General features: G+C 42.7%; 25 protein-coding genes and 2 tRNA genes. 11 read left to right on the forward strand and 16 right to left on the reverse strand.

Features of this window, described 5'->3' with window-relative positions:
- Positions 1 to 14: 14 nt before the first annotated feature.
- A tRNA-Arg gene (locus tag F894_RS10425) sits at positions 15 to 90 on the reverse strand.
- Positions 91 to 280: 190 nt separating this feature from the next.
- Between F894_RS10425 and F894_RS10430 the strand changes: the two genes are divergently transcribed.
- From F894_RS10430 to F894_RS10460, 7 genes are all read left to right on the forward strand, one after another.
- A complete protein-coding gene (locus F894_RS10430; protein ID WP_004279040.1) occupies positions 281 to 1,216 on the forward strand; it encodes an ABC transporter ATP-binding protein in 936 nt (311 codons plus the stop codon).
- Positions 1,213 to 1,986: an ABC transporter permease gene (locus tag F894_RS10435; protein ID WP_004279041.1), complete on the forward strand. Its 774-nt coding sequence runs from the start codon at positions 1,213 to 1,215 to the stop codon at positions 1,984 to 1,986. Before F894_RS10430 ends, F894_RS10435 begins: the two co-directional genes overlap by 4 nt.
- Positions 1,986 to 2,801, forward strand: coding sequence for an NADPH-dependent 7-cyano-7-deazaguanine reductase QueF (gene queF, locus F894_RS10440; protein ID WP_005247483.1), 816 nt, complete (start codon positions 1,986 to 1,988; stop codon positions 2,799 to 2,801). Before F894_RS10435 ends, queF begins: the two co-directional genes overlap by 1 nt.
- A gap of 19 nt (positions 2,802 to 2,820) precedes the next feature.
- The gene (locus tag F894_RS10445) at positions 2,821 to 3,474 is read left to right on the forward strand and encodes a hypothetical protein (RefSeq protein WP_005247485.1); all 654 of its coding nucleotides are present in this window, start codon (positions 2,821 to 2,823) and stop codon (positions 3,472 to 3,474) included.
- Between the two features lie 305 nt (positions 3,475 to 3,779).
- Positions 3,780 to 4,781, forward strand: a complete 1,002-nt coding sequence (mltB, locus tag F894_RS10450) for a lytic murein transglycosylase B (RefSeq protein WP_005247487.1) — start codon at positions 3,780 to 3,782, stop codon at positions 4,779 to 4,781.
- A gap of 288 nt (positions 4,782 to 5,069) precedes the next feature.
- Positions 5,070 to 5,684, forward strand: coding sequence for a septal ring lytic transglycosylase RlpA family protein (locus F894_RS10455; RefSeq protein WP_004279046.1), 615 nt, complete (start codon positions 5,070 to 5,072; stop codon positions 5,682 to 5,684).
- 241 nt (positions 5,685 to 5,925) lie between these two features.
- Complete coding sequence (locus F894_RS10460) at positions 5,926 to 6,381, forward strand: Mpo1 family 2-hydroxy fatty acid dioxygenase (protein ID WP_005247489.1); 456 nt, start codon at positions 5,926 to 5,928, stop codon at positions 6,379 to 6,381.
- 33 nt (positions 6,382 to 6,414) lie between these two features.
- On the opposite strand, the gene F894_RS10465 is transcribed toward F894_RS10460, so the two are convergent.
- From F894_RS10465 to rpsB, 3 genes are all read right to left on the reverse strand, one after another.
- Positions 6,415 to 6,915 carry a DUF3465 domain-containing protein gene (locus F894_RS10465; RefSeq protein ID WP_005247491.1) on the reverse strand — a complete coding sequence of 167 codons (501 nt, stop codon included), beginning with the start codon at positions 6,913 to 6,915 and terminating at the stop codon, positions 6,415 to 6,417.
- A gap of 146 nt (positions 6,916 to 7,061) precedes the next feature.
- On the reverse strand, positions 7,062 to 7,937 hold the full coding sequence (tsf, locus tag F894_RS10470) for a translation elongation factor Ts (RefSeq protein ID WP_004279049.1): 876 nt from the start codon (positions 7,935 to 7,937) through the stop codon (positions 7,062 to 7,064).
- 142 nt (positions 7,938 to 8,079) lie between these two features.
- Positions 8,080 to 8,826: a 30S ribosomal protein S2 gene (gene rpsB, locus F894_RS10475; RefSeq protein ID WP_004279050.1), complete on the reverse strand. Its 747-nt coding sequence runs from the start codon at positions 8,824 to 8,826 to the stop codon at positions 8,080 to 8,082.
- A gap of 206 nt (positions 8,827 to 9,032) precedes the next feature.
- Between rpsB and map the strand changes: the two genes are divergently transcribed.
- Both map and F894_RS10485 read left to right on the forward strand, forming a co-directional pair.
- Complete coding sequence (gene map / locus F894_RS10480; RefSeq protein WP_004645609.1) at positions 9,033 to 9,860, forward strand: type I methionyl aminopeptidase; 828 nt, start codon at positions 9,033 to 9,035, stop codon at positions 9,858 to 9,860.
- Between the two features lie 254 nt (positions 9,861 to 10,114).
- Complete coding sequence (locus tag F894_RS10485) at positions 10,115 to 11,350, forward strand: pyridoxal phosphate-dependent aminotransferase (protein ID WP_005103791.1); 1,236 nt, start codon at positions 10,115 to 10,117, stop codon at positions 11,348 to 11,350.
- Between the two features lie 63 nt (positions 11,351 to 11,413).
- On the opposite strand, the gene F894_RS10490 is transcribed toward F894_RS10485, so the two are convergent.
- Positions 11,414 to 12,505, reverse strand: coding sequence for an MATE family efflux transporter (locus F894_RS10490; RefSeq protein ID WP_228128806.1), 1,092 nt, complete (start codon positions 12,503 to 12,505; stop codon positions 11,414 to 11,416).
- A 6-nt stretch (positions 12,506 to 12,511) separates the two neighbouring features.
- The gene (locus F894_RS15290; protein ID WP_005247496.1) at positions 12,512 to 12,736 is read right to left on the reverse strand and encodes an MATE family efflux transporter; all 225 of its coding nucleotides are present in this window, start codon (positions 12,734 to 12,736) and stop codon (positions 12,512 to 12,514) included.
- 288 nt (positions 12,737 to 13,024) lie between these two features.
- Between F894_RS15290 and F894_RS10495 the strand changes: the two genes are divergently transcribed.
- Positions 13,025 to 13,462 (forward strand): PaaI family thioesterase, encoded by a 438-nt coding sequence (locus tag F894_RS10495; RefSeq protein WP_005247499.1) that lies wholly within the window; start codon positions 13,025 to 13,027, stop codon positions 13,460 to 13,462.
- A gap of 36 nt (positions 13,463 to 13,498) precedes the next feature.
- Here F894_RS10495 and F894_RS10500 read toward each other — a convergent pair whose 3' ends face one another.
- Positions 13,499 to 13,954: a hypothetical protein gene (locus F894_RS10500; protein ID WP_005247501.1), complete on the reverse strand. Its 456-nt coding sequence runs from the start codon at positions 13,952 to 13,954 to the stop codon at positions 13,499 to 13,501.
- 236 nt (positions 13,955 to 14,190) lie between these two features.
- Between F894_RS10500 and F894_RS10505 the strand changes: the two genes are divergently transcribed.
- A tRNA-Asn gene (locus F894_RS10505) sits at positions 14,191 to 14,266 on the forward strand.
- A gap of 195 nt (positions 14,267 to 14,461) precedes the next feature.
- Here F894_RS10505 and F894_RS10510 read toward each other — a convergent pair.
- Genes F894_RS10510 through lepA form a run of 9 tightly spaced genes read right to left on the reverse strand, consistent with a single transcriptional unit; the run spans position 14,462 to position 21,583 of the window.
- Complete coding sequence (locus F894_RS10510) at positions 14,462 to 15,115, reverse strand: MiaE family protein (protein ID WP_005247503.1); 654 nt, start codon at positions 15,113 to 15,115, stop codon at positions 14,462 to 14,464.
- A 13-nt stretch (positions 15,116 to 15,128) separates the two neighbouring features.
- Positions 15,129 to 15,854, reverse strand: coding sequence for a pyridoxine 5'-phosphate synthase (gene pdxJ / locus F894_RS10515; protein WP_005247505.1), 726 nt, complete (start codon positions 15,852 to 15,854; stop codon positions 15,129 to 15,131).
- 13 nt (positions 15,855 to 15,867) lie between these two features.
- Positions 15,868 to 16,578, reverse strand: coding sequence for a DNA repair protein RecO (gene recO, locus F894_RS10520; RefSeq protein WP_005247507.1), 711 nt, complete (start codon positions 16,576 to 16,578; stop codon positions 15,868 to 15,870).
- An 11-nt stretch (positions 16,579 to 16,589) separates the two neighbouring features.
- A complete protein-coding gene (locus F894_RS10525; protein WP_004645619.1) occupies positions 16,590 to 16,787 on the reverse strand; it encodes an NF038104 family lipoprotein in 198 nt (65 codons plus the stop codon).
- A gap of 37 nt (positions 16,788 to 16,824) precedes the next feature.
- A complete protein-coding gene (gene era, locus F894_RS10530; protein WP_004279061.1) occupies positions 16,825 to 17,853 on the reverse strand; it encodes a GTPase Era in 1,029 nt (342 codons plus the stop codon).
- The gene (gene rnc / locus F894_RS10535; RefSeq protein WP_005247509.1) at positions 17,853 to 18,551 is read right to left on the reverse strand and encodes a ribonuclease III; all 699 of its coding nucleotides are present in this window, start codon (positions 18,549 to 18,551) and stop codon (positions 17,853 to 17,855) included. Before rnc ends, era begins: the two co-directional genes overlap by 1 nt.
- On the reverse strand, positions 18,523 to 18,894 hold the full coding sequence (locus F894_RS10540) for a DUF4845 domain-containing protein (RefSeq protein WP_005247510.1): 372 nt from the start codon (positions 18,892 to 18,894) through the stop codon (positions 18,523 to 18,525). Before F894_RS10540 ends, rnc begins: the two co-directional genes overlap by 29 nt.
- Before the next feature lie 23 nt (positions 18,895 to 18,917).
- On the reverse strand, positions 18,918 to 19,745 hold the full coding sequence (lepB, locus tag F894_RS10545) for a signal peptidase I (RefSeq protein ID WP_005247512.1): 828 nt from the start codon (positions 19,743 to 19,745) through the stop codon (positions 18,918 to 18,920).
- A 20-nt stretch (positions 19,746 to 19,765) separates the two neighbouring features.
- Positions 19,766 to 21,583, reverse strand: a complete 1,818-nt coding sequence (gene lepA, locus F894_RS10550; protein ID WP_005247514.1) for a translation elongation factor 4 — start codon at positions 21,581 to 21,583, stop codon at positions 19,766 to 19,768.
- Positions 21,584 to 21,795 lie beyond the last annotated feature (212 nt).

Raw genomic sequence — 21,795 nt, forward strand, 5'->3', positions numbered from 1 at the left:
ATAGATTAAATAAATGGTGCGCTCAGCGGGACTCGAACCCACGCCACAGGCTTCGGAGACCTGTACTCTATCCAGTTGAGCTATGAGCGCATCTTTTTTGGATCGCGCACATCATAACAAAAAAAAGCATAAGGTAAAGCAACTATCTCTAACTTCATCATTTTTATGCTTAAGCTTTATACAATGTTCCAAAACAGCAACACAGAATTGCGTGTGAATCACTTGGCTTATTTTGCGAGATCACTCACAATATCTCAACTTTTCACCATTTGAGATATTCATGACTGATGCACTGATCTTAAGGGATGTGTCAAAGACCTATCGCAATGGCTTTCAGGCATTGAAAGGAATTAACTTAAATGTACCAGAAGGTGAATTTTATGCGCTATTGGGTCCTAATGGCGCAGGAAAATCTACTACCATCGGTATTATCAGCTCATTAACAAAAAAAACCTCCGGTACAGTCGAAATTTTTGGTCATAATCTGGATATCCACCCCTCTCAGGCCAAACAGTGCCTAGGCGTAGTGCCTCAGGAATTCAACTTTGCCCAGTTTGAAAAAACCTTTGATATTTTGGTGACTCAGGCAGGCTATTATGGCATTCCTAAAAAAATTGCACAGGAACGGGCGGAGCTTTATCTGACCAAACTGGGTTTATGGGAAAAGCGCTCCACTCAGGCCCGCATGTTATCCGGCGGGATGAAACGTCGCCTGATGATTGCGCGCGCCATGATGCACGAACCGAAACTGCTAATTCTGGATGAACCGACGGCAGGCGTTGATATCGAGTTGCGTCGTTCGATGTGGGAATTTTTAAACGAGATGAATGAAAAAGGCACCTCTATCATTCTGACCACGCATTATCTAGAAGAAGCGGAAATGCTGTGTCGCCGCATTGCGATTATCGATCGCGGTGTGATTAAAGAAGACACCACCATGAAAAGCTTCCTAAGTCAGCTCAATGAAGAATCGTTTATTTTTGATCTGGCCGAACCGATTGAACCTTTGCATCTGGATATCATCGGCGTGCGTTTTAACCTGATCGATCCAATGACTTTAGAAATCACCATGGACAAGGCACATACCATGAATGATCTGTTCCAGTTGCTGGAATCACAGAATATTCAGGTACGCAGTATGCGCAATAAATCTAATCGTCTGGAAGAACTTTTTGTGAAAATGGTCGAGAAAAATCTGGATGGAGCTGCGCAATGAACATTAATCAACTCAGCGTAGCTTTATATACCATTATCTATAAAGAAGTGCGTCGCTTTATGCGCATCTGGCCACAGACCCTGTTGCCACCTGCAATCACCATGAGCTTGTACTTCGTAATCTTCGGCAATCTGGTCGGCTCACGCATTGGAGAAATGGGCGGCTATAGTTATATGGAGTTCATTGTGCCTGGTCTGATTATGATGGCCGTGATCACCAACAGCTATGCCAACGTTTCATCTAGCTTCTTCAGCTCAAAATTCCAGAAAAGTATTGAAGAACTGATCATGAGTCCGGTACCGATGCATGCCATTTTATGGGGTCATGTATTGGGCGGTGTGATTCGTGGGATATTGGTTGCGATTATTGTCAGTGCAGTAAGCTTATTTTTTGCCGATTTATACATCACCAACTGGTTCGTAACTATATATACAGTCTTGATTACTTCCCTGCTGTTTTCCTTGGGTGGTTTTATCAATGCCGTTTATGCCAAATCTTTCGATGATATCTCGATTATCCCGACTTTTGTGTTAACACCACTGACCTATTTAGGTGGTGTGTTTTATGCTATTTCGAGCTTAAGTCCGTTCTGGCAAAATTTATCTTTAATTAATCCTGTCGTGTATATGGTGAATGCTTTCCGCTATGGCATTTTAGGGCATAGTGATGTCAATGTTGCCATTTCACTGACCGTGATTACTTTATGTTGTGCCGTGCTGTATGCAGTGGCCTATCATTTACTCTCCCGTGGTTCAGGAATGCGTGAATAATGAGTGTAGAACAATCTCTCCTTGGTAAAGACACCAATTACCCGACAGAATATCAGCCTGATGTTTTGTTTCCGATTTCGCGCGCGCCTGCCCGTGAACAATACGCACATGTCGAAGCGATTCAGCAAGGTGCAGACTGGTGGCATGTGTTTGAAATTTCCTGGTTAAATTCAGCCGGTGTACCACAAGTCGCCATTGGCCGCATTAGCTTGCCAGCGTCTTCGCCAAATCTGATTGAATCCAAATCCTTGAAGCTGTATTTCAATAGCCTGAATTTTGCCAAGTTTGCATCTAAAGAGGCCTTTATCGCGACCGCAGAAAAAGATTTATCTGCTGCGGCTGAAGCTGAAGTCAAACTGCAACTGTTTCAGGTTGATGAGTTAGAAATCAGCAAGCCGGAAGGTATCTGTATTGATGAGCTGACACCTGAGCGCCTGGAAAATCATCCAGATGCCAGCTTATTGGCTTTGGATGCGGATGATGCAGCAGAAGGCGAAATCCAGCTGTATTCACATTTACTCAGAAGTAACTGTCCAGTCACTGGCCAGCCGGACTGGGGAACAGTTTTTATACGTTATCAGGGTAAAAAACCTTGTTATAAGAGTATTTTAGCTTATATTATTTCCTACCGTCAGCATAATGGGTTCCACGAACAATGTGTGGAGCAGATGTTTGCCGATATCTGGCAACAACTGAAACCGGAAAAGCTGATGGTCTACGCAACCTATACACGCCGTGGTGGATTGGATATCAACCCTTGCCGTGTATCGGATTTAACATGGATGCCTCGCCCTATTCGTTTAGCGCGACAATAAAAAACATTGAGGTTGAACAATGCCATTTTTTGGGTTTATTCCTTCTGCAGAGCTTTTAAATACAATTCAGACTGCACAAAAAAACAAAAATTCAAGTGAGCCGCTTTACCCATTGCGTGATAAAACCGCATTGATGATTAATGATGAAATTATTGATGCGATTCTCACCGAGCTAGTGCGTCGCTTCCCTGCCAGTGATAAACGCGATACTGCGGAAAAACTGGCTGGCTATATTAAGTCGACTGTTGCGGTTTTGCTGAAGCAGCTTTTGAGTAAAGCGCCGAATGATGTGGTCAGAGAGTCGATTGCATTCTCTGAGCGCAGTCTGTTTAAAGATCCTGAAGGACATTTCCGCATTGGTGAGTCACTGGATGCCAGTCTGGTGACGAATTTAAAGCATCATTATGCGGAACTTAAAGCCGGTCAGAGTATCGATAAACAAGCGTTCAGTAACTTGTACAAGCAATTTGGTGAAGCGACAGTACGACATTTTATGGTCGACTTTAATAAAACCCTGGATCTTGGCATGATCAAACGTAAGGCAGCAGATATTGGCGCATCTGCAGTGATCAAGGCTATCAATATGGCAGCAGATAAAATTATTCTGAATTTGAATAAAGATGAGCTGCGCGCCATGGCCGAATATCACGACACTTTGTTCTATACAGAATAGTTTTAGATAGCATGATTTCAAGATTCTCTGTAAATCTTGAGGAATTAGCCTGACTTCAGTCAGGCTTTTTTATGATCAGTGAAATAGCTTGTTACAGATAAGCGGCTCTATAAGACAGACTGCCGTAAAAATAGCCAATCCATCGCTATTTTTGTATAAGCGGCTAGGTCTCTTATTCATCCGAATGTTATCTTTAATCTGGCACTTTAAGTCTCACGATTGAAAAAATTTTATCAATCTTTTTCATGGCATGATTCAAATGACATCGTCAGCAACTCATCAAAAAAACTGGAAATCGTAGCAAGATGTTGAAATCGGATTTTTATAAAAAGTTTAAGCAGCTTTCAATCGCACTTACCGCATTCGGTCTCAGCAGTTTGAGTCTGGCCAACGATTTCCAATATCACCCCTCTTATGCCGCTTTTAAGCAGAACGCCATGCAGAGTTATGGGCTGAGTGCCCAGCAAGTAGATTCCGCCATGAGCGGGACGCGTAACCTGCCCAATATCATTAATATCATGAATCGCCCAGGTGAAAGTAAGCCTTGGTATTCGTATAAGACTAACTTCCTGGCTGAATCTACCATTCAGCGCGGCGTACGCTTTAAACAGCAATATGCAGAGACGCTTAACCGTGCTGAACAGCAGTTTGGTGTACCACAGGCAATCATTCTGGGCATTTTAGGTATAGAAACCGGTTTTGGTAGCAACAAGGGCTCTTTTGTCACTCGTGATGCCCTAGCAACCTTAGGGTTTGGCTATGAACGTCGTGCCCAGTATTTTCAGGATGAACTGGCTGCTTTAATTGCCTGGTCGTATAGAGATGGTGTTGCCACCTCTTCTGTGGTGGGTTCGTATGCCGGCGCTGTTGGCTATCCGCAGTTTATGCCGAGCAACATTCCAAAATTCGGCGTGGACTACGATGGCAATGGTCATATTGACCTGCGTAACTCAGCGGTAGATGCGATTGGTTCGATTGCCAACTATCTGGCACAGCACGGCTGGCAGCGTAATCAGCCCATTGCCTTTCCGGCACGTTATACCGGTTCAAATCCCGATGCCGTGATTGCCAAAGATCTGACTCAACCTATACCTTATGGTGTGTTAAAAACGCAAGGCATCAGCCCAATGAATCCAATCGTAAAAATTGACGATCTGGATCTGGTCAATGTAATTCAATTACAAGAGAATTATGGCTCGATTTACTACATCACTTATCCAAATTTTCAAGTGATTACCACTTATAATCGTAGCCGTATGTATGCTACTGCTTTGTGGCTATTAGGTACCGAAATTACCAGCCGTTAACACTGAAAATTAATATAAATTATGAAAGTCAACATTTTTATAGGTTAATTTGTACGTATTTTAAGCAATTTTAATATCATGTTACAATATTGATTATTTTTTAATCAATCATTGTTTATTTTGCGTTCTTTTTTTAACTATTTTAATTAAACACTAGACAGGGTATTGTCGGCATGAATATTATCCATTTCGTTAAATGTAGTTGCATAAGTTAAATATCAGGCATGTTTATATGGTTTTTCAGCCATTTATGAACAACCAATAGATATGCTGTTAGGAGTTGATTCGATGCATTCTTCAATTTTGAAGTCTTTTATGGCCATTGCCACGATCGTCACGCTGACGCAATCACAGGCAGATATGGTTCCGTCATCTTCATTCACCAATGAAAATGACAATTCGCGTCTTGCAACGCGAGTACTCAATAAAGAAGCTCAAAGCTTCAATTCAAATTTCACAAATTTGAACAGCCTTTCAATCACTGAGCGTTCTGGCGATAAAGTTCGCCGTGAAACCATTGCAGCGAAAATTGAACTTCCTGCAGAAGAGCCTTCAGTGATTGAAAAACTGAATACAGTGGCTTCTAATACTGTACGTAAATTCAGTCAGACAGGTACAGCGTCTTGGTATGGTCGTCAATTCCACGGCCGTAAAACTGCAAGCGGTGAAACCTTTGATATGAACGCAATGACTGCTGCTCATCGTAGCCTGCCATTGAACTGCTATATTCGTGTAACTAACCGCAATAACGGCAAGAGCGTCGTGGTTAAAGTAAATGACCGCGGTCCTTTCCATGGTAACCGTGTTGTTGATTTATCTTACGGTGCTGCGAAACAGTTAGGTATTACCAGTGCCGGTACTGCAAAAGTCAGTATTGAACGTGTCGCTGGCCCAAATTCTTAAGATTTGACCTGCAACACATTTAACAAAAGCCACAGCAATGTGGCTTTTTTTATTGTGCTCATTTTCTAGAAGAATATAAACGCTCCTGCTCAGCCCTATCTTAAAGTTCTTTCAAGAAAATTTTGGTAGGCTCATCCTGCCTAATAAAATCCCTTCACCTGCATGATTAACTTTTGACCATATCCGGATTCTGCTTTATATTTCCAGATAAGCAAAACATGTTCATGGAATGGAGCGAAGAATGAAAACAATATCTAAATGGTTTGATGAATATAGTTACAGCCATCAAAATAAAACCAACAAGCTGATTCACTGGGTCTGCGTACCAACCATCTATTTTTCGATTATTGGCATTCTGGCACATTTCAGCGCTTTGCTGACTACCCTGCTACTGGTTTTGGCTTTTATCTTCTATGCACGCCTGGATCTTGTTTTGGCAGTAGCGATGGCTGTATTAACTTTAGTAATGGCCTGGCTCATCTGGATTCTACCAGTCGGTACCGGTTTCTTTATTGCTCTGTTTGTCTTGGCTTGGATTGGCCAATTTTATGGGCACAAAGTGGAAGGTAAAAAGCCTTCATTCTTCAAAGACCTCCAATTCCTCCTCATTGGCCCAATTTGGTGCATGGATGCATATTTAGGTAAAATCCTACCGAACTGGAAATCACGCCATAGCAGCGCAATTATGAGCGTTTAAACGCTATATTCGATTTATCCAATTGGAAGAACCTTATTGATAGGTTCTTCCTTGATGTTTTAACCAGCCATCGACATGTTTTCGCGCAGGGTCATGATGCGTCCAGTGAATCACCCCGCCCTTGTCACTGTATTCATATTCTCCATAAAACTCGACCTGATCCTGTTTTTGAATACTCTGAATACGCGGTGCCAGATCGATATTATGTGCAACCAGTACAGTTTGGCCATTTGGTAATTCGAGGATAAACTTTTGATGGCGCGATCCTTCATGATCATCTGGCAAAACGGCAATCACCTGCCCGCTTGAACGCACTTGTAGATCACTCTGGCGCTGTTGAAACGCCCGTGCAATTCGGTCCAGATCATCAGTCGTTTGAGAGGGTACTAAATTAGGCTCTGAATGAAGCGTTTCAGTTGTAGCATCAGATGCGGATGGAATAAGTGGTTGGGATTGCTGTTGATCCAGGCCCAGATAAGCAGCAATCAACAATGCAATGACTGCACCGATGCCCAGATTGGTTTTATTTGGCATTTTTTATAACTTTTTTATTAAATGATGAATACATGATCTAAGCTCTATCACTAGACCCAAATCCTGCTCTTGAATTGCTGATGAAGAATAGACCAGCATAAAAAAGCCCCATCAATCAGATAGGGCTTTTTCTAATTCCTAAGGAATTATTTTGCAGCAGCTTGAGCAGCAGCAACTTCTTCAGCGAAGCTCATTTCTGCTTTTTTCTCAATGCCTTCACCAACTTCGAAACGAACGAAGTTTGCAACTGTAGTACCAGTTGCTTTAAGAACGTCTGCAACTTTCTTATCGTTGTCGATTACGTACATTTGACGCTCAAGCACAACTTCATTCAAGTATTTCTCAACAGAACCTACAACCATCTTCTCAACGATATTTGCTGGCTTGCCAGATTCAAGTGCTTTCGCTTCAGCAATTTCTTTCTCTTTCGCGATAAGCTCAGCAGAAACGCCTTCAGCATTTACAGCAACTGGGTTGAACGCAGCAACGTGCATTGCCAAGCCTTTACCTGTAGCTTCATCACCAGTGTAAGAAACAACAACACCGATTTTAAGACCGTGTTTGTAAACTGCAAGGTTTTCGCCTTCAACAATTTTCGCACGACGTACTTGGATGTTTTCACCGATCTTTTGAACAAGAGCGATACGCGCTTCTTCAACAGTTGCACCATCTTCTAGTTTCAATTCAGCAATTTGAGCAGGATCAGTTACGTTTGCAGCAAGTGCAGCAGCAGCAACTTTCGCAGAGAAACCAGCAAAGTTTTCGTCTTTTGCAACGAAGTCAGTTTGACAGTTAACTTCTAGAAGAAGTGCTTTGTTGCCGTCTTGAGCAATCGTGATTGCGCCGTCAGCAGCAATGTTACCTGCTTTTTTAGCAGCTTTAGCTTGACCAGATTTACGTAGGTTGTCGATCGCCAGTTCAACGTCGCCGCCCGCTTCTGTCAAAGCTTTTTTACATTCCATCATTGCAAGACCAGTACGATCGCGCAATTCTTTAACCATGCTTGCTGTAACTGCAGTCATGTTTATCTCCTAAATTCGGTAGAAAATGAATTCTTTTTAGAACAGAAACGGCCCAGAGGAGTTCTCATGGGCCGCCTGCATACATAACGCTTACTTTGCCACCATCACATGTCGCAAAAATGACAAGCTAGCGTCAAACGCATTAAGCCTCAGAAGCTGGAGCTTCTTCTGCTTTAGCTTGTGCATTTGCTTGTGATTGAGCATATTCTTTACCAGCAAGAATCGCATCAGCCATAGCAGAAGCATAAAGTGTTACTGCACGGATCGCATCATCGTTACCCGGGATAACGTAGTCTACGTTGTCTGGGTTAGAGTTTGTATCAACGATACCGATTACAGGAATACCAAGGTTCTTCGCTTCTTTGATTGCAATCGCTTCGTGATCAACGTCGATTACGAATAATGCGTCAGGTAAACCACCCATGTTTTTAACGCCGCCTAAGCCACGCTCAAGTTTTTCCATCTCACGAGTACGCTCTAGAGCTTCACGTTTAGTCAGCTTAGCGAAAGTACCGTCTTGAGATTGAGTTTGAAGGTCTTTTAAACGGTTGATAGATTGGCGAAGTGTTTTCCAGTTCGTCAACATACCACCTAACCAGCGGTGATCTACATATGGTTGACCAGCGCGTTGAGCTTGTTCACGGATGATCGCAGAAGCTGCACGTTTAGTACCAACGAACAAAACTTTGTTCTTTTTGCTAGCCAAGTTGTTAGCAAAGTTCAAAGCATCATTTAACGCAGGAACAGTGTGCTCAAGGTTGATGATGTGAATTTTGTTACGCGCACCAAAGATGTAATCACGCATCTTTGGATTCCAGAAACGAGTTTGGTGACCAAAGTGCGCGCCAGCTTGAAGAAGGTCGCGCATGCTTACGTTGTAATCTGCCATTTTCTTTACCTTAAAGTTTGGGTTAGGCCTCCATATACCCGCATTCTCCACCCTAAAGGGCACCCAGAGTAATGTGTCGATATATGTGCGGATTTTTTGCCTCATCGCACAAAGCCCGTGAAATTTATTCACGAAAAAGCATTTGATAAAATGGGCGGCTATTTATACCATAGTCACACACAAATTTCCAAAAGTTTTTAGAGATCATGAACAACACTTACCAAGCTCCACGTCGACTCATCAAAACCTCTGACGAAATTGAAAAAATGCGTGTGGCAGGGCGACTGGCGGCAGAAGTTTTGGATATGATCAAACCGCATATTGTTCCGGGTGTCACCACTCTGGAACTTGATACGATTTGTCATGATTATATTGTCAATCAACAACAGGCGATTCCTGCATGCTTAGGCTATGGCGCTGCACCGGGTCGACCTGCCTTCCAACATACCATTTGTACTTCTGTGAACCATGTGGTGTGTCACGGCATTCCATCAGACAGTAAAAAATTGAAAAAAGGGGACATCCTGAACATTGATGTGACCGTGATTAAAGATGGCTATCATGGTGACACCAACATGATGTACATCGTGGGTGGTGAAACCACGATCCTTGCCAACCGTCTATGTAAGGTAGCGCAAGAAGCCATGTACCGGGGTATTGAAACTGTAAAACCAGGTTCAACCATTGGCGATATTGGTCATGCCATTCAGCAGTATGTTGAATCCGAGCGTTTTGGCGTGGTACGTGAATATTGTGGTCACGGTATTGGTACAACTTTCCATGACGAACCGCAAGTGCTGCATTATGGTCAACCAGATACTGGCATGGTGCTTGAAGAAGGTATGACCTTTACCATTGAACCAATGGTCAATGGCGGTGACTGGAAAACCAAATTACTCGGTGATAAATGGACAGTGGTCACCAAAGATCACTCATTGTCAGCACAATATGAACATACAATTCTGGTGACTAAAACCGGCGCGGAAATTTTAACCGCACGCCCGGACGAAGATTTGTCACGCTTTAGTGCGTAACCACAATATCAACAACACAAAATGGTCACTTTAAAGTGGCCATTTTTATTTTATATTTCATGCATTCATATGCATGACCGAGATGTAACAAGTCTCTTCTCTCCTGCTCCGAGCAGATCGAAATTCAAGATAAAGTTCGGCCAATACACCATTTTTTCCTTAAAGTTTTCCAAATTCTTTTGCCCTATCTGCACCATTTTAGGCTAAGATAATGTGCTTTTTATTTTTTAATCCCTATAAGAAGGAATACTGCCGTGGACGTACGTCTCTCTGATCGTGTGAATGCCATCAAACCGTCCCCTACGCTTGCTGTGACCAACAAAGCTGCTGAATTAAAAGCTGCAGGTCATAACGTGATTGGTTTGGGCGCAGGTGAACCAGATTTTGATACCCCTCAACACATCAAAGATGCAGCAATTGCAGCGATTAACAACGGTTTCACCAAATACACCGCTGTTGACGGTACGCCAGGTCTTAAAAAAGCCATTATTGCTAAATTCAAACGCGACAATAACCTAGACTATGCAGCAAACCAGATTCTGGTTTCTTGTGGTGGTAAGCAATCATTCTTTAACTTAGCTTTAGCTTTGTTAAATAAAGGTGATGAAGTAATCATCCCAGCACCATTCTGGGTAAGCTACCCGGACATGGTGATCATCGCTGAAGGTGTTCCTGTTATTGTGAAATGTGGTGAAGAACAACGTTTCAAAATCACCCCTGAACAATTAGAAGCTGCAATCACTGACAAAACTCGTCTAGTGGTATTAAACAGCCCGTCTAACCCAACAGGCATGATCTACACTAAAGCTGAGCTTGAAGCGCTCGCTGACGTACTGCGTAAATACCCAGAAGTATTTATCGCATCTGATGACATGTACGAACCAATCCGTTGGGATGACGAGTTCTACAACATCGCAACAGTTGCACCAGACCTTTATGACCGTACGATTGTGTTAAACGGTGTGTCTAAAGCTTATGCAATGACTGGCTGGCGTATCGGCTACGCAGCGGGCCCTGCTAAACTGATTGGTGCAATGAAGAAGATCCAGTCTCAATCGACTTCAAACCCAACTTCTATTTCGCAAGTTGCTGCTGAAGCTGCATTGAATGGTCCTCAAGACGTTCTTGAGCCAATGATTGAAGCATTCAAACGTCGCCATGACTTGGTTGTGAAAGGCTTGAATGATATTCACGGTATTTCTTGCCTGCCTGCTGATGGTGCATTCTATGCATATGCCAACATCAAACCGTTGATTCGTGCCAAAGGTCTTAAGTCTTGCACAGAATTCTCTGCATGGTTACTGGAAGAAACTGGTGTTGCAGTGGTTCCTGGTGATGCATTCGGTCTTGGCGGTTTCATGCGTATCTCTTACGCTACTGCTGACGAAGTACTGGTAGATGCCCTTGCTCGTATCAAGAAAGCTGCTGATTCTATCGAAGGCGTTGATGCTGCGATTGCTTCAATCGAAGCTGAAAAAGCTGCAAAATAATCTAGCTTCCTAGATAAAAAAACCCGCGAATTTCGCGGGTTTTTTTATGTTCTTCAACATGTATTAAACAGTGAGTCGTATTCGCTTATAGCTCAAGTATTTAATGAGCAAACAAACAAAACATAGACTTGCTGCAATCGTGTACGCAATACTCAACATCCACCAAAAACCATGAATCCCCAATGCATTGCTTTGCCAATTGAACAGTGTCATTGGATGATACGTCACATACCAACCACCACCTAAGCCCACGACCAGCACGGTACTGATAAAAATAAACATCGGTCTGACAATTTCTCGCCAGCAACGTAGCATTGCCAAACTAATCACCAGTAGCGCATCAAAGATATGCATCCAACACATTAACAGGATCAATGCCAAGGCTAATGTAATCACCTGCGCATTATTGCTAAATAACCCTACAATCCAACTATCTAAGCCCCAAATAGTCAACACGACAACGATAGCTATTAGCATCACAGCCATCAGTGCCCGCTTACTGAGTTGCCATGCGGCATCAATCTGCTCCGCACCAATTTGAGTCGACACCAAAATACCGAAGGCAGATGCCATCGACATCGGCAACATAAACATCAGGCCCAATAAACCAAGCATCACCTGATGTGCATTCACTACAATGTCACCCAAAGGTAAGATCAGCAAAGCAATCGCGCTGATGGCAAATACATCCACAAAAGTCACCACCGCATTGGGCAATCCAATTTTTAAAATTTTCAACAAAGTCTGCCAGTGAAAGAAAACACCAGACCACTGGATCTTTAACTTCTGCTCAAGGAAGAAAAAATAGTAAACAAACAACAGTACCCACTGCACAATCAAATGCGCCATGAATGCACCCTCAACCCCATAGCTTCTAACATAACCCTCAATGCCATAAATCAAGACATAAGCCAAAGCCACTTTGAGCAGTAAATAGATCATATTGGCGTAGAATACGCGCTTAGCCTGCCCACAGGCTTGGGTTAAAATATATAAAATACGCAACAATAAATGCGCTGGAATCGTCCAAGCCAACAGCCACAGACATGGCACAATCAATGTCTGTAAGGCCGTATCTGCCTTTAAAAAATGAAGTAAGGGAGTCGCATGATTAAACAAGTACATCGCAACAGCGGAAATCACCAGTACAATCAAAATACTTTACTTCACAATACGCTGTATATCCGCATAATCCTGACGCCCATTGGCTTCTGCCAGTTCTTGCATCATGCCCTGTAACACCCCAATACCCGTCACAAAGCACAAAGAATAAACAGACAAACAGACTGCCAATGCAGCCACATGCTGAGGTGAAAAATGTGATAGAAAAATCACGTCGAACAAACTACTGAGCATAATAATGGCATTACTGAGAAAAATAGGCACCTAAAGATGCAGAAACTTTTTCATTACCCTATCACTCGATTTTTAATTCTTTTATAAGATTCGTTTTTTGGCAGATTATTTAGATCTGAGATATTTCATTAGAAATGTATACCAGTATCCTGCCATAACTCATTCTATTTCTTATTTTTTATAAAAATGACTTTACTCAGGTGCAGGCAATGTACTTCTTACAAAATAATCCGCCATTCCTATACCAGATTGCTATTATCGATGTCACAATTTTGAATTAAATCTCAACAACTCAAGAATAATGACAGGAAAATTACAATGAACCCAAAAGAAATGAGCGGTTTAGCATTACTGGAAGCGATGCGTGATGAAAAAATCCCGGCCCCAAGTATTAGCGAAACCATGTCGATGCAACCAGCAGTGATTAAAAGCGGACATGTAGAATTTAAGGTAAAAGCTGATCATCGACATTTAAATCCGCTTGGCGGCGTCCATGGTGGTTTTGCTGCAACCGTTTTGGATACCGTGACAGGCTGCGCGATTCATACTTTACTTGAAGCAGGTGTCGGTTATGGCACCATTGATCTGAATGTAAAGATGTGCCGCCCCATACCTCAGAATCAGCCACTGAAAGCCGTAGGAAAATCAATTAATCTCAGTAGAAATTTAGGTATTTCTGAAGGTCAGATTCTGGATGAAGAAGGTCGCCTGTATGCTCATGCCACTGCGACCTGTATGATTATTCGGACTGAATGAATATTGGTAGCCTGTACAATTCATCAGACACTTCATTTAAATAATATTACTTTTCGCCTGCCCTGCTTTAACAAATGACAAGCGTGGTCGAGTTAAGCCTTGAAACTCAAAATAATGCTTGGAAACATTGGCTAATTCCACATCTTGTGTTTGTGTTGTTGAGGCTTGCCACGCTTTAGACTGATTGGTTCCCGTCAAAAGATTGCCAGAAATGGCATAGATATAAAGGTCTTTGCCTTGCTCTTTCAGATAGTCTGCATTCAGGAAAACTTCAAAGTTAAATTGACTTTCAGTTTCTACCAACCATTTTTCTGCAAACCATAATTGCAGCAAATCACCTAAATAAAGTGATTTTTGCGCCAAAGGCCATAGCGTGATATGAGCGTCTTTAACCGGGATATAATACTGTGCAGGATCAGCAATAATCTGAAGATAGTTTTCTTGATAATAAGCCAGTTGAGAGAAAATTTGAGGGATGCTGAGCGTATTCATTCGCTGTCTCCGGTTTAGCCATTTTTGTGCTGGCAAGTAGGTTTAAATCCACACTGTTTGACCATTTGGTCAAACGACTTTATGGTTTTAATCTAGCAAGTGAAATTTATTCTGACAAGTATTTTTCGTGAAATTTATGCAATTGCCTAAATTAAAAACAGACAGGCTGTATTTATAATAAATATGATAATTTTTGCTTGACCCCTGTCAAAATCTCTCTATAATCTCTTTCAGATTCTCCAATAGCTCAGTCGGTAGAGCGACGGACTGTTAATCCGCAGGTCCCTGGTTCGAGCCCAGGTTGGAGAGCCAAATTCAAGAAAGCCCACTCATCATGAAGTGGGCTTTTTTATTACTTAAAATTTGACGGCTTGTTATTTTCAAATATTTAAAATAAATAATTATTTTCAATCCCTCATAAAACTCGATATATAAATACCCCTCTTTTAAAATTTCGAGATATAAAAAATCCCCCATAGATGGAGGATTTTTAAGCTGTCACCGAGATTAAGCCGCTTGAGCCGGAACACCGCTATGAAAACGGAAAGTTTCATCAGGCGTGAGAATTAGCTGTTTTTCAACTTCACGAATATGCAGGATTCGCTCCTGAATATCCTCTTTCGGATTTTTCAGTTTCGCTGTGGTAGCCACATCCATCGCCAAAGCCAGATAGTCTTCAAAATGGCGAGATTCGGACTTGAGCAGGTAGCGGTAGTAACGTGCCAATTCATCATCAACACGCGAAGCAAGCGCGTAAAAACGCTCACAGGAACGCGCTTCTACAAAGGCACCAATCACCAAGACATCAATCAAGGCTTCAGGTTCAAAAGTCCGGATTTCCTTACGCAAACCACCGGCATAACGCCCTGCACTCAAGTTTTGCCAAGCCTGACCGCGCTTGTTCATCAATTCAAGCACTTGCTCATAATGCAGCATTTCTTCACGCACCAGCTGTGCAAGCTTCACCTGTAGATCAACAAAATAGCTATAGCGAAACATCAGGTTCATGGCCGTGCTGGCTGCTTTTTTTTCACAGTTGGCATGATCTTGCATCAAGATTTCAAGATTTTCGACCGCCATATCCAGCCATGCTTGCGGTGTTTCACAACCGAGGAAAGCAATCACCGGCTGCATCAGTTCATCATAATTAATATTCGACATAATTACTCTAATCTTAACGCGCTGACTTAATCACGGCTTTCATTTGCTGAACCGCTTGTGCCAGACCAACAAATACCGCATCCGCAATTAAAGAATGACCGATATTGAGCTCATGAATCTGTGGAATCGCAGCAATCGGCGTCACGTTATCCAGATTTAAACCATGGCCTGCATTGACCACCAAACCTTTAGATGCAGCATATTCAGCACCTTTCACAATGCGTTCCAGTTCCGCTTGTTGCGCTTCTGGAGTTTCTGCATCGGCATAGGCGCCTGTGTGAATCTCAATCGTCGGTGCACCACAAGCAACTGCTGCATCAATTTGTGCAAAATCGGCATCAATAAATAAAGATACATCACAACCAATGGCTTCCAGCTCTTGAGTCGCGGCTTTTACAGCATCAAAATTACCCACGACATCCAGACCACCTTCAGTGGTCACTTCCTGACGTTTTTCAGGAACAAAACAAACATGCTGTGGCTTGATTTCCTTGGCAAAGGCGACCATTTCATCCGTTACCGCCAACTCAAGATTCATACGGGTTTTTAACGCAGGCCGCATACGACGTACATCGTCATCCTGAATGTGACGACGGTCTTCACGCAAGTGCAAGGTAATACCTTCTGCCCCTGCCTGTTCGCAGATCAATGCAGCATTGACTGGGTCTGGGTACGTCGTACCACGTGCTTGTCTTAATGTTGCGACATGGTCAATATTGACACCAAGTAATGCAGCCATAATCTTTTCCTAACTACGATTGAGATTGAGAGTTTTGAATCCAGAGTTGTCGACTCTTTAATGGTCGATCACCGAGCAAAGCCGTGATCACCTGTCGATACAGTTTCGTCAGTAATTGTAACTGTTCCGGATTAAAATCCCCACCATTTTCATACATCAACATGCTTAAAATCTGTTGACCGGAGATAGTGGAGCGCAAGGCCTTAGCCGATGGCATAAAGCCGGCATTGAGCTGAAAATAATAGTGCTGTAGTGGATCAATCTGCGCCTGATTGGCATCTACCGAAAAATCCAGACCATAACCGAGCTCTTCCAGCAAAACATGCTCAAACTGGCGCAAGATCTGTTTTAAATATAAATTCGGGTTGGATTGTGCGGATAATTGCTGCAATGCGGTTAAGGTCTCTGCATATTTAGCAAAGGTTTGCGGCATTTCCACTTCAAGTGGGCATAAGCGCAGCAAAATTTCATTCAGATAAAAACCTGAAAAAAAGGCATCGCCAAAAAAGAAAATCGGCTGATTAACAATTTCCAGTTTAGTAAAATTTTTGAGTTCGGATTTACCTGAAGCTTGCAAGCGAATGGGCTGGTATTGCGGTGGTGGCATTTGCCTGAGAATACCATCTACCCTGCCATATTCTTGGGTAAATAAATGCACAATATGACTGCGTTCACGGTACTTACGATGATGAATCAGATAACCATGCAGTACTTCGTTACGCATAAGCGGGCACTTTAATCCTTATCTTTTTTTGATTTTTTATCATCTTCTTCGTCATCCCCATCCGGGATCACTGCACCCACAACAGCCGCAGTGCCTTTGACTGCGACTTTTGTGGTTTTATAAGCCACTTTAACAGGAACCGTGACCACTTTATGAATACAGCCTTGCAGAAATAAAACACATGCAACCACTGCCAACACTTTCATCATCACGGAATTCCTTAAAAGGTCTTATCAAACTTATCGCTTAGATATCACTATAACCTAAGCTTTTTAATGCACGCTCATCATCAGACCAGCCACCTTTGACTTTCACCCAAAGGGTTAGCATTATTTTTTGCTCGAACATTTTTTCCATGTCGAGACGCGCATCCATACCGATTTTTTTCAGTTTGACACCTTTTTCGCCAATCACAATGGCTTTTTGGCTCGGACGATCGACAAAAATCGTGGCATCAATATAGGTACAGGCTGCTTTCATACGACCGGTTTTTTCATTCAAGACCGGCTCTTCAGTTTTGAAGGATTCGATCTGAACGGTCAAATCGTATGGAAGCTCTTCACCCAGCTGACGCATGATCTTTTCACGGATAATTTCAGACGCCAGGAAACGCTCTGAACGATCGGTCAGTTGATCCAGTGAATACAGTGGTGGCTGGAACGGAAGATACTTGGCAATCGTGTCACGTAAATGTTCAAGATTGGCACCACGAAGTGCAGATACCGGTACGATTTCCGCAAAGTTCATCAGCTTTTCGCGTTCACGAATCAGCGGCAGAGCTTCATTCTTGTTTTCAAAAGTATCCAGCTTGTTGATCACTAGAATCACTGGCATTTCAGCATTTTTTAGCTTTTCCAGAACCAGATCATCGTTTGGCGTCCACTTTTGTGCATCCACTACGAATAAAACCAGGTTCACATCGCGTAAAGCCGAATGTGCCGCACGGTTCATCATTTTATTGATGGCACGGACTTCTTTTTTATGCATCCCCGGTGTATCGACAAATACAGCCTGAGATTTTTCACGTGAATCAATCCCCACAATTTTATGACGTGTGGTTTGCGGTTTACGTGAAGTAATTGAAAGCTTCTGACCCAGAATATGGTTCATTAAGGTAGATTTACCCACATTCGGGCGACCGACAATGGCCACAAAACCACTACGATAATCTGATGGGATTTCGGTGCCTTGTGCACTAAAAAATTGACTAATAAGGTCGTGACTGTCGCTTTGCGACTCGTGATCAGCATCAATGTGATCGGAATGAGTAGTCATTAAGACTTATGCTCCAAAAGTTTCAAAATATCCGCCGCAACGGCTTGTTCAGCAAAACGCCGGCTCGCGCCTTCGCCTTGCATAGTCGGTAATCCCGCAATCTGGCATTCCACTTTAAAATGCTGATTGGGTGCATCACCTTGAATATCTACAACCTCGTAAACTGGGAGAGGTTTCTTACGTGCTTGTAAATACTCTTGTAAGCGAGATTTAGGATCTTTAAGCTGATCTGTCGGCTCAATATGATCTAAATAGGGCTCGTACCATTTTAACACAATCGGTTCTAGCACAGTGAGATCACCGCAGTCGACATAGATTGCGCCAATAATGGCTTCTACTGTATCTGCCAGTATAGACTCACGATGATGACCACCAGATTTCAATTCACCAGTACTGAGAATTAAATTCTGGCTCAATTTTAAATCATTGGCGATTTTTCCTAATGCTTCCTGACGAACCAGGGTTGCACGCATACGCGTCAACCGGCCTTCGTTTTCGTTTGGATAGGCATTAAAAAGATAATTCGCAATGATCATCCCTAAAAGAGAATCGCCCAGAAACTCCAGGCGCTCGTAGTTATGTTTATGACTGACTGAACGATGAGTCAATGCCAGTTTCAGCAAATCAGCCTGTTTAAACTGATAGCCGATCCGTTTGGCAAGACGTTCATCATTTAGCTTTGACTGTGCTTTGATCAAACTCTTTCTCAAACTTCATCACTAAATCGATATTCATTATGAAATTTTTACGAATTTCATAATTCTTGTGCACCTGTAAACCATCGGTATTGGTGACTTTGGCAATTTCGTCAAACTTCAGATCACGAATATTATTCATGTCTAAACGCTGACTCATCTGTTGACGGAATTTTTCTGGCGTTATATTGGCTGGAGCACTTTTCAACAGCGCTTCAATCTCACCATCTACCATACGATCATCGAAGTATGGTTCCCACACCGCAATCGCCACTTTTGCAAGAAATGCAAAGCCCACGATTGCAAATAAAACCCCAATATAAGAAGCACCTTGTTGATGTCTCATTTTTATTTTCCTGATTGAAACAATTAATCGATTGTTCCGTTTCGACCAAACGATGGCAATTTAAAGCCAGGCTCTTTATGCATCCAGATATAGAAGGCACGACCTGTTAAGTTTTCTTCCGGAACAAGCCCCCAGAAACGACTGTCAGCACTCTGATCGCGATTATCCCCCATCGCAAAGTAATGACCTTCTGGCACTTTCACTTCCCAATATAAACCATTTTCACCTGAATATTTACCATTTTCCAGATAGTTAATAAAAGGTGCCTGACGAGCGACATTTACGCCTTCCAGCTCACGCATGGTAAAGGTATGCTCACCCAAGGTTTCTTTATGATAAATGGCATTTGGAGTATCTAAACGGTCTTTTTCGCGGCTAAATTCTACTGGAACTTTCGCTACTTTTTCACCATTAATGCTCAACTGGCCATGATCATAAACAATATGATCGCCTGGCAAGCCGACAATACGCTTGATATAACTGATGGTCGGGTGCGGTGGATAACGGAACACTGCGACATCACCACGTTTCGGACTACCGGTATCAATAATTTTGGTATTGACCATAGGCAGTTTAATGCCATAGTCAAATTTATTCACCAGAATAAAGTCGCCAGTTTCCAGGGTCGGCACCATCGAATCGGATGGAATATTAAATGGTTCAAATAAAAACGAACGCAGAACCAGTACAATCGTCAGTACTGGCCAAAAATCATAAGCCCAAGTGATAATAAAATTTTCATTGCCCTTGCCCCGGGTCTGTCTCTGTTTCAGGACAAACTTGTCGAGTAACCACAGTGCGATAAAAAACAGGGTCGCAGGAACAAGAATCAAATTAAAATCAAAATCCATGGGCTTATATCCTTCTTATTTTAGCGTTCGACTTTTAATACAGCTAAGAATGCTTCTTGCGGGATTTCGACACTGCCCACCTGTTTCATGCGTTTCTTACCTTCTTTCTGTTTAGACAGAAGTTTTTTCTTACGTGAAACGTCACCACCATAACATTTCGCCAATACGTTTTTACGCATCGCTTTTACAGTCGAACGTGCAATGATTTGTGCACCAATCGCTGCCTGAATCGCGACATCAAACATTTGACGCGGAATCAGGTCTTTCATTTTTTCAACCAGCGCAATACCACGATGACGTGCATCATTACGGTGACAGATCATCGCCAAGGCATCGACTTTTTCACCATTAATCAGCACATCCACTTTCACCAGTGACGAACTTTCAAAACGAACGAAGTTGTAGTCAAGCGATGCAAAACCACGTGAACAAGACTTCAATTTATCAAAGAAATCCATGACCACTTCTGCCATTGGAATTTCGAAAGTAATCGATACCTGGTTTGCCATAAACTTCATGTCTTTTTGCACGCCACGGCGCTCAACACACAAGGTCATCACATTACCCAGATATTCCTGCGGTACCAGAATATGACATTCAGCAATCGGTTCACGCAGGTCTTCTACGGTTGAACCATCCGGCATTTTAGATGGACTGTCGATATAAATCGTCTGGCCATTTTTCATGACCGCTTCATAAATTACGGTCGGCGCAGAAGAAATCAGGTCAAGATCATACTCGCGCTCTAAACGCTCCTGTACGATCTCCATGTGCAGCATGCCGAGGAAGCCACAGCGGAAACCAAACCCGAGCGCATCCGAACTTTCCGGCTCAAAGAACAGCGCCGAGTCGTTAATTTGCAGTTTATGCAAGGCTTCACGGAAAGGTTCAAAATCGCTGGCATCAATCGGGAACAAACCAGCATAGACCTGTGGTTTCACCTTTTTAAAACCTGGTAAGGTTTTAACTTCAGGCGTCGTAGCCAAGGTAATCGTATCACCCACAGGTGCGCCGAAAATATCTTTGATACCGGCAATCACAAAGCCAACTTCACCCGCTTCCAACATACCTGTTTCAGTATGTTTCGGGTTAAAGATCCCTACAGAAGTAATGATATGCGTTTGACCAGTTGATTTAATCAACATTTTGTCGCCTTTACGCACACGACCCTGCTTGACACGTACCAAAGATACGACACCAAGGTAGTTGTCAAACCATGAATCCACAATCAGCGCTTGTAACGGCGCTTCGCGATCACCCTCAGGTGCAGGAATCACATTGACCAGTGTTTCAAGCACACCTTCAATACCTAAACCTGTTTTTGCAGAACAGGTCGGCGCTTCTGTGGCTTCAATCCCGATAATATCTTCAATTTCCTGAATAACACGCTCAGGTTCAGCTTGTGGCAAGTCGATCTTGTTCAGTACCGGAAGTACTTCCAGACCTTGTTCAATTGCGGTATAGCAGTTGGCAACAGACTGTGCTTCTACGCCCTGCGCTGCATCTACAACCAGCAAGGCACCTTCACAGGCAGCGAGCGAGCGTGATACTTCATAAGAGAAGTCGACGTGTCCCGGCGTATCAATGAAGTTCAACTGATAAACTTCACCATTCGGGTGAGTATAATTCAGCGTCACCGAAGTGGCTTTAATGGTAATCCCACGTTCGCGCTCAAGCTCCATTGAATCGAGGACTTGGGCCTGCATTTCACGATCCTGCAACCCTCCACAGGTCTGAATAAAGCGATCCGCGAGGGTCGATTTACCATGGTCAATATGCGCAATAATCGAGAAGTTACGAATGTTTTTAATATCAACAGATTTTTTAGCTTGCGCCATGGGTTACCTTGAAAAAAAACACGCTATGTAATTTAAGAATATTACATAACAAAAGCCGAATAGAAATTGCGAAGGATTATAGCAGAATGGTGATCTAGAAAAAGAATTATATTTTTTCCTTTATTCTCTATGTCGCGTACACCTCAGTCAGATGAAGTCTGGATCACCATAATTAGAAAATAGCTCCCCGACTCCACTTCTTCCTCAATATT

Origin of the sequence: Acinetobacter sp. CIP 51.11 (assembly GCF_000369665.1) — a bacterium.
Taxonomy (GTDB): Bacteria; Pseudomonadota; Gammaproteobacteria; order Pseudomonadales; family Moraxellaceae; genus Acinetobacter; species Acinetobacter lwoffii_S.

Excerpts from the sequence above, each read along its gene's own strand:
- F894_RS10510 (WP_005247503.1), bottom strand. The coding sequence starts at position 15,115 with ATGTCGAATATTAATTATGATGAACTGATGCAGCCGGTGATTGCTTTC.
- F894_RS10445 (WP_005247485.1), top strand. The coding sequence starts at position 2,821 with ATGCCATTTTTTGGGTTTATTCCTTCTGCAGAGCTTTTAAATACAATT.
- tsf (WP_004279049.1), bottom strand. The coding sequence starts at position 7,937 with ATGACTGCAGTTACAGCAAGCATGGTTAAAGAATTGCGCGATCGTACT.
- queF (WP_005247483.1), top strand. The coding sequence starts at position 1,986 with ATGAGTGTAGAACAATCTCTCCTTGGTAAAGACACCAATTACCCGACA.
- mltB (WP_005247487.1), top strand. The coding sequence starts at position 3,780 with ATGTTGAAATCGGATTTTTATAAAAAGTTTAAGCAGCTTTCAATCGCA.
- F894_RS10455 (WP_004279046.1), top strand. The coding sequence starts at position 5,070 with ATGCATTCTTCAATTTTGAAGTCTTTTATGGCCATTGCCACGATCGTC.
- lepB (WP_005247512.1), bottom strand. The coding sequence starts at position 19,745 with ATGGATTTTGATTTTAATTTGATTCTTGTTCCTGCGACCCTGTTTTTT.
- era (WP_004279061.1), bottom strand. The coding sequence starts at position 17,853 with ATGACTACTCATTCCGATCACATTGATGCTGATCACGAGTCGCAAAGC.
- F894_RS10525 (WP_004645619.1), bottom strand. The coding sequence starts at position 16,787 with ATGATGAAAGTGTTGGCAGTGGTTGCATGTGTTTTATTTCTGCAAGGC.
- F894_RS10495 (WP_005247499.1), top strand. The coding sequence starts at position 13,025 with ATGAACCCAAAAGAAATGAGCGGTTTAGCATTACTGGAAGCGATGCGT.
- pdxJ (WP_005247505.1), bottom strand. The coding sequence starts at position 15,854 with ATGGCTGCATTACTTGGTGTCAATATTGACCATGTCGCAACATTAAGA.
- map (WP_004645609.1), top strand. The coding sequence starts at position 9,033 with ATGAACAACACTTACCAAGCTCCACGTCGACTCATCAAAACCTCTGAC.
- F894_RS10460 (WP_005247489.1), top strand. The coding sequence starts at position 5,926 with ATGAAAACAATATCTAAATGGTTTGATGAATATAGTTACAGCCATCAA.
- rpsB (WP_004279050.1), bottom strand. The coding sequence starts at position 8,826 with ATGGCAGATTACAACGTAAGCATGCGCGACCTTCTTCAAGCTGGCGCG.
- F894_RS10500 (WP_005247501.1), bottom strand. The coding sequence starts at position 13,954 with ATGAATACGCTCAGCATCCCTCAAATTTTCTCTCAACTGGCTTATTAT.
- recO (WP_005247507.1), bottom strand. The coding sequence starts at position 16,578 with ATGCGTAACGAAGTACTGCATGGTTATCTGATTCATCATCGTAAGTAC.
- F894_RS10430 (WP_004279040.1), top strand. The coding sequence starts at position 281 with ATGACTGATGCACTGATCTTAAGGGATGTGTCAAAGACCTATCGCAAT.
- F894_RS10540 (WP_005247510.1), bottom strand. The coding sequence starts at position 18,894 with ATGAGACATCAACAAGGTGCTTCTTATATTGGGGTTTTATTTGCAATC.
- F894_RS10435 (WP_004279041.1), top strand. The coding sequence starts at position 1,213 with ATGAACATTAATCAACTCAGCGTAGCTTTATATACCATTATCTATAAA.
- F894_RS10465 (WP_005247491.1), bottom strand. The coding sequence starts at position 6,915 with ATGCCAAATAAAACCAATCTGGGCATCGGTGCAGTCATTGCATTGTTG.
- lepA (WP_005247514.1), bottom strand. The coding sequence starts at position 21,583 with ATGGCGCAAGCTAAAAAATCTGTTGATATTAAAAACATTCGTAACTTC.